This window comes from Amycolatopsis rhizosphaerae, assembly GCF_007713715.1.
Taxonomy (GTDB): Bacteria; Actinomycetota; Actinomycetes; order Mycobacteriales; family Pseudonocardiaceae; genus Amycolatopsis_E; species Amycolatopsis_E rhizosphaerae.
The window spans coordinates 1-5,383 of sequence record NZ_VJWX01000481.1 but is presented as its reverse complement, the minus strand read 5'-3'; the positions used below and the strand labels follow the sequence as shown (position 1 = coordinate 5,383).

Below are 5,383 nucleotides of genomic sequence, written 5' to 3'. Positions count from 1 at the left end.
CCCGGCGCCGGGAACTGGCCGCACCGCCGGTCGCGGTGGGGCTGCCGGGCGAGACACCCCGCCCGGTCCTGGACTGGGCCGGGCCATGGCGGGCCGGTGCGCGGCCGGGGGCCGCGGGCCCGTCCCGTGAGCAGGTCCGGATCCAGGCGGTGCTGGCGGGCGAGCCGGAACTCGCGGTGCTGCTCACCGGAACCGGACAGGAAAATCCACAATGGACTGTCGAGGGAGTGTACGACTGATGGACGAGGATTACCTCTGGCATCTGCAGCGGTGGCTGGGCGCGGAACCTTCGGGCGCAGGGGAGCTCGCCACCGGGCAGGAGACGGAACCGATGGTGTCCTGGCTGCCCGTGCCGCGGGCCCCCTTGGACTAGACCATGGGCTGGCACAATCCGCCGGTCCCCTGGCGCAGGCTGGAACGCACCCTCTCCGGTGAGCCGGTCCCGCTCGACGGCGGGGATTCCCCCGCCTGGAGCCGGAAACGCGAGGGTTACCTCCGGCCCACCGGTTTCGCGACGCCCCGGGGAGACGACCACACCGGGGGACGCAGGAGGGTGCCCTACGCCGAACTCCACTGCCATTCCAACTTCAGTTTCCTCGACGGAGCAAGTCATCCCGAGGAACTGGTGGAGGAGGCGGCCCGGCTGGAGTTGGACGCCCTCGCGCTCACCGACCACGACGGCATGTACGGGGTGGTGCGTTTCGCGGAAGCGGCACGGGAACTCGGCGTGAAAACCGTCTTCGGCACCGAGCTGAGCTTCGGGCTGTCCGCACCCCAGAACGGGATCGCCGACCCGGAGGGCGAGCACCTCCTGCTGCTGGCCAGGCGGCAGGACGGCTATTCGGCCCTGTGCCGGGCGATCACCGCCGGGCAGCTGAGGGGGCATGACGAGCCGGTGCCGCCGGGGCAGCGGGCGGAGAAGGGGCGCCCGGTCTACGACCTGGCCGCCGTCGCCGAGGAGGTGGCGGGCAGGGCAGTGGTGCTCACCGGATGCCGGAAGGGAGCGGTGCGGCGGGCCCTGCTGCGGGAGGGGCCGGAGGAGGCCGCCCGGGAACTGGGGCGGTTGATCGAGTTTTTCGGGCGTGAGAACGTCTTCGTCGAACTCACCGACCACGGCCACCCCGACGACGACGCGCACAACGACGCGCTCGCCGAACTGGCTGGCCGCATGAGCGTACTGACGGTGGCCACGAACGCCGTGCACTACGCGGTGCCGGACCGGGACCGCCTGGCCGCGGCGATGGCGGCGATCCGCGCCCGCCGCGGCCTGGACGAGATGGAGGGCTGGTTACCCGCCTCCGGGATGGCGTTCCTGCGCTCCGGCGAGGAGATGGCGGCCCGGTTCGAGCGGTATCCGGGGGTGGTGCAGCGGGCCGCGCTTCTCGGCCTGGAATGCGCTTTCGACCTACGGCTGGTGGCCCCCGAACTGCCGCCGTTCGACGTGGGGGAGGGGCAGACGGAGGCGAGTTTCCTCCGGCGGGAGGTCCACCGGGGCGCGGCGGAGCGGTACGGCACCCGGGAGGAACGGCCCGAGGCGTACGCCCAGATCGAGCACGAACTGGAGATCATCGACCGACTCGGGTTCCCGGGCTACTTCCTCATCGTCTGGGACATCGTGGAATTCTGCCGCCGCAGCGGCATCCTGTGCCAGGGCCGGGGTTCGGCGGCCAACTCCGCGGTCTGCTACGCACTGGGCATCACCAAGGTCGATTCGGTGGCCTGGAAGCTGCTGTTCGAACGGTTCCTCGCCCCGGACCGCGACGGGTATCCCGACATCGACCTGGACATCGAGTCCGACCGGAGGGAGGAGGTGATCCAGTACGTCTACCGGAAATACGGCAGGCTGCGCACCGCACAGGTGGCGAACGTGATCACCTACCGGTCCCGTTCGGCGATCCGGGACGCGGCGAGGGCACTGGGGTACTCGCCCGGGCAACAGGACGCGTGGAGCAAGCAGATCGACCGCTGGGGGCCCTTGCACAGCACCAAGGACGACCACGATCACGACATCCCGGAGCCGGTGCTGGAACTGGCCGGAGCGCTCGAGGACTTCCCGCGGCATCTGGGCATCCACTCCGGGGGCATGGTGATCTGCCATCAGCCGGTCAGCGAGGTCTGCCCCGTGGAGTGGGCACGCCGGGAGAACCGCAGCGTGCTGCAGTGGGAGAAGGACGACTGCGCCTCGGTGGGGCTGGTCAAGTTCGACCTGCTCGGTCTCGGCATGCTGTCCGCGTTGCACTACATGCTCGACCTGGTGTGCGAGCACAAGGGCGAACGGATCGATCTCGCGAAGCTGGATCTGGCGGACGAGAACATCTACCGGATGTTGCGGGCGGCCGACGCGATCGGGGTTTTCCAGGTGGAGAGCCGCGCGCAACTGGCCACCCTGCCCAGACTGAAACCACGGGAGTTCTACGACCTCGCGATCGAGGTGGCGCTGATCCGGCCCGGCCCGATCCAGGGCGGTTCGGTGCATCCCTATCTGCGCCGCAAGAACGGTCAGGAGCAGTGGGACTTCGACCACCCGCTGCTGGAGCGCGCGCTGGGCAAGACGCTGGGCGTGCCGCTGTTCCAGGAACAGATGATGCAGATCGCGGTCGATGTCGGCGGTTTCAGCCCGGCGGAAGCCGATGCGCTGCGCAACGCGATGGGTTCGAAGCGCTCCGCCCGGAAGATGGAACGGCTGCGGGCGCGGTTCTACGCCGGTGCGGCGGCCAACGGAATCGGGGAGGCGCTGGCCGAGCGGATCTACCGGAAGCTGATGGCCTTCGCCGACTTCGGCTTTCCGGAGAGCCATGCGCTGAGTTTCGCCTACTTGGTGTTCGCCAGCGCCTACTTCAAGTACTACCATCCGGACGCGTTCTGCGCCGGGCTGTTGCGGGCGCAGCCGATGGGGTTCTACTCGCCGCAGTCGCTCGTGGCCGACGCGCGGCGGCACGGGGTCACCGTGCGCGGTCCGGACGTCAACGCGAGCCTGCCGCACCCGGTCCTCGAACCGCTCGGGGACGGCCGGAGCGGGCACGCGGTGCGGCTGGGCCTTGGCGCGGTACGGCTGATCGGTGCGGCACTGGCCGAAGGGCTGGTGGCCGAGCGGGACCGGGGCGGCGCCTTCCGGGACATGGCCGATGTGGCGCGACGGGTGCGGCTGACCAGGCCGCAGGTGGAGGCACTGGCCACCGCGGGTGCTTTCGGCTGCTTCGCCGAGATCGGCGCCGACCGGCGCCGCGCGCTGTGGGCGGCCGGGGCGGTGGCCGACGACCGGCCGGAGAAGCTGCCCGGCAGCCTGGTCGGGGCGAGTGCGCCGACACTGCCCGGGATGGACGGGATCGACCTGGCGATGGCGGACGTGTGGGCCACCGGCCTGTCCCCGGACAGCTTCCCCACCCAGTTCGTTCGGGGGCATCTCGACGGCCTCGGCGTCGTGCCCGCCGCGAGACTGCTCGAGGTCGAGGACGGCGTGAGGGTCCTCGTCGGTGGCGCGGTCACGCACCGGCAGCGGCCGGCGACGGCGGGCGGGGTCACCTTCCTCAATCTCGAGGACGAGACCGGCATGGTCAACGTGGTGTGCACGGCCGGACTGTGGAGCCGGTACCACCGCATCGCCCGGGGAAGCCCGGCTCTGCTGGTCCGTGGCGTGGTCGAGCGTGCCGACGGCGTGATCAGCGTGCTGGCGGATCGCCTGCAGCACCTGCCGTTGCGGGTCCCGTCCCGGTCGCGCGACTTCCGGTGAGGTGAGCGCCCAGGCACCTTGTGAAAGGCTGTGCTGGTGGACAACGAGGAGATCGGGCAGGACTACCGGGACGCGGTGCTGCCGCAGACACGCTGGGAGAACAGGAGGTTCGAGCGCTGCGATTTCACCGACGCGGATCTGCGGGGACTGCTGACCCGGGGCTGTACGTTCGACGAATGTGACTTCACGGGCGCGGATCTCGGCGAGTCCAGGCACGAGAATTCGGCGTTCCGGTCCTGCGTGTTCGAGCGGACGGTGCTCGCCAGGGTCTCGTGGCGTGGTTGCTCGCTGCTGGGATCGTCCTTCACGGACTGCCGGTTGCGGACGATCAGCGCCCGGGACACGGATTTCTCCTTGACCGCGTTGGCGAAGACGGATCTGCGGAAGATGGCGCTGTCCGGACTGCGATTCCGGGAAGCCAATCTGACCGAGTCCAATTTGGATGGTGCCGACCTGGGTGGCAGCGATCTGAGGGGTGCTCGGCTGCTGGGCGCGAATCTCTCCGGCGCCGACCTGCGGGGCGCCAAGCTCGACGCGAATGGACTGGTCCAGGCCAGGCTGGCGGGAGCACGGGTGGACATGGACCTGGCCCTCGCCTACGCCGCCGCCCACGGGCTCGTCGTCGAGTGAACCCGGGGCGGCGTGCGTCGGCTCAGGCGATAGGCGGTTCGCCCGCTTCGAGTTCGACGAGGTGCCCCTCGGCGAGTAGCTCCTCGACCGAAGCGGGCAGCAGGTAAGCGGCCCCACCGCCCGGCTGGTTGAACCACGGGATGGCCACCCCGGCCAGCGCTTCCAGCGGACGCTGCACCCGGTAGACGTGGTACGGCCTGCTGATCCACTCCGGCACCAGCGATCGCTCCTCGAACGCGGTACCGGCGGCGTAGGTGAGGTTCCCGTTAGGACCGCCGAACCGGTCCAGCTCACTGCCCGGGGGCAGCTCCCGCATCTCCTTGCTCCGGAACAGCGTCAGCGGCGGTTCGCCCGGCAACGGCTGGATCGGCCACTGCTGCTGGCCACTGCCGTTCTGGGAGGTGCCCGCGGCGGTCGTGCGGGCGGGTTCCCGGCGCGGCAAGGGGGAAGGCGTCGGCGAGGGCGTCCCGCCGCCCGTGCCCGACGGCTCGCGCTGGGGAAGCGGCGGCGGCACCGGCGCGGCGAGCATGGTGGGCGCGGAGTCCGGGGCCGGCTCGTCGAGCCGCTCCGAGAACGGGGCCGACTGCGGCTCGGGCTGCGGTTCCTCCCGGCGGGACTCCCGGAGCCGATCGGCGCTCGGCCCGCCATTCACCGGAGCCGTGTCCCCCGGGCGGAACCGAGGTTCCTGGGAGACCTCGAAGTGATGCTCCTGTGCGGTGGGGGTGTACTGCTGTTCCGGTTCCGGGGTGAAGTGGTGCTCCGGTTCGGGGGTGAACCGCTCCTGCGCGGCCGGGGTGTACTGCTGTTCCGGTTCCGAGGTGAAGTGGTGCTCCGGTTCCGGGGCGTACCGCTCCTGCGCGGCCGGGGCCGGGGCCAGGGGCTGCTGTTCCGGTTCGTCAGGGACGTACCGGTGTTCCTGCGCCGGCTCGGGGGCGTACCGCTCCGGTTCAGGGGCGTAGCGGTGTTCCTGCACCGGTTCGGGGGCGTACCGCTCCGGCTCGGGGGCCGACTGCGGTTCCGGTG

General features: G+C 70.7%; 4 protein-coding genes and 1 pseudogene. 4 read left to right on the top strand and 1 reads right to left on the bottom strand.

Translation table 11 applies throughout. The features are described from left to right. The 4 genes and pseudogenes from FNH05_RS38420 to FNH05_RS31125 form a co-directional block, all read left to right on the top strand. Positions 1–239, top strand: a pseudogene (locus FNH05_RS38420) (DNA polymerase Y family protein); the annotation flags it as partial. After that, positions 239–373: a hypothetical protein gene (locus tag FNH05_RS39820; protein ID WP_281287651.1), complete on the top strand. Its 135-nt coding sequence runs from the start codon at positions 239–241 to the stop codon at positions 371–373. The pseudogene FNH05_RS38420 and the gene FNH05_RS39820, both read left to right, overlap by 1 nt. Before the next feature lie 3 nt (positions 374–376). Continuing rightward, positions 377–3,730, top strand: a complete 3,354-nt coding sequence (locus tag FNH05_RS31130; RefSeq protein ID WP_144592431.1) for an error-prone DNA polymerase — start codon at positions 377–379, stop codon at positions 3,728–3,730. A 36-nt stretch (positions 3,731–3,766) separates the two neighbouring features. Further along, positions 3,767–4,360 carry a pentapeptide repeat-containing protein gene (locus tag FNH05_RS31125; protein WP_144592430.1) on the top strand — a complete coding sequence of 198 codons (594 nt, stop codon included), beginning with the start codon at positions 3,767–3,769 and terminating at the stop codon, positions 4,358–4,360. A 22-nt stretch (positions 4,361–4,382) separates the two neighbouring features. Here the strand turns inward: FNH05_RS31125 and FNH05_RS39550 are convergent. Further along, on the bottom strand, positions 4,383–5,383 hold a 1,001-nt coding region (locus tag FNH05_RS39550; protein ID WP_246128045.1), incomplete at its 5' end, for a TNT domain-containing protein.

Coding starts and splice junctions, on each gene's coding strand:
- FNH05_RS31130 (WP_144592431.1), top strand. CDS start 377: ATGGGCTGGCACAATCCGCCGGTCCCCTGGCGCAGGCTGGAACGCACC.
- FNH05_RS39820 (WP_281287651.1), top strand. CDS start 239: ATGGACGAGGATTACCTCTGGCATCTGCAGCGGTGGCTGGGCGCGGAA.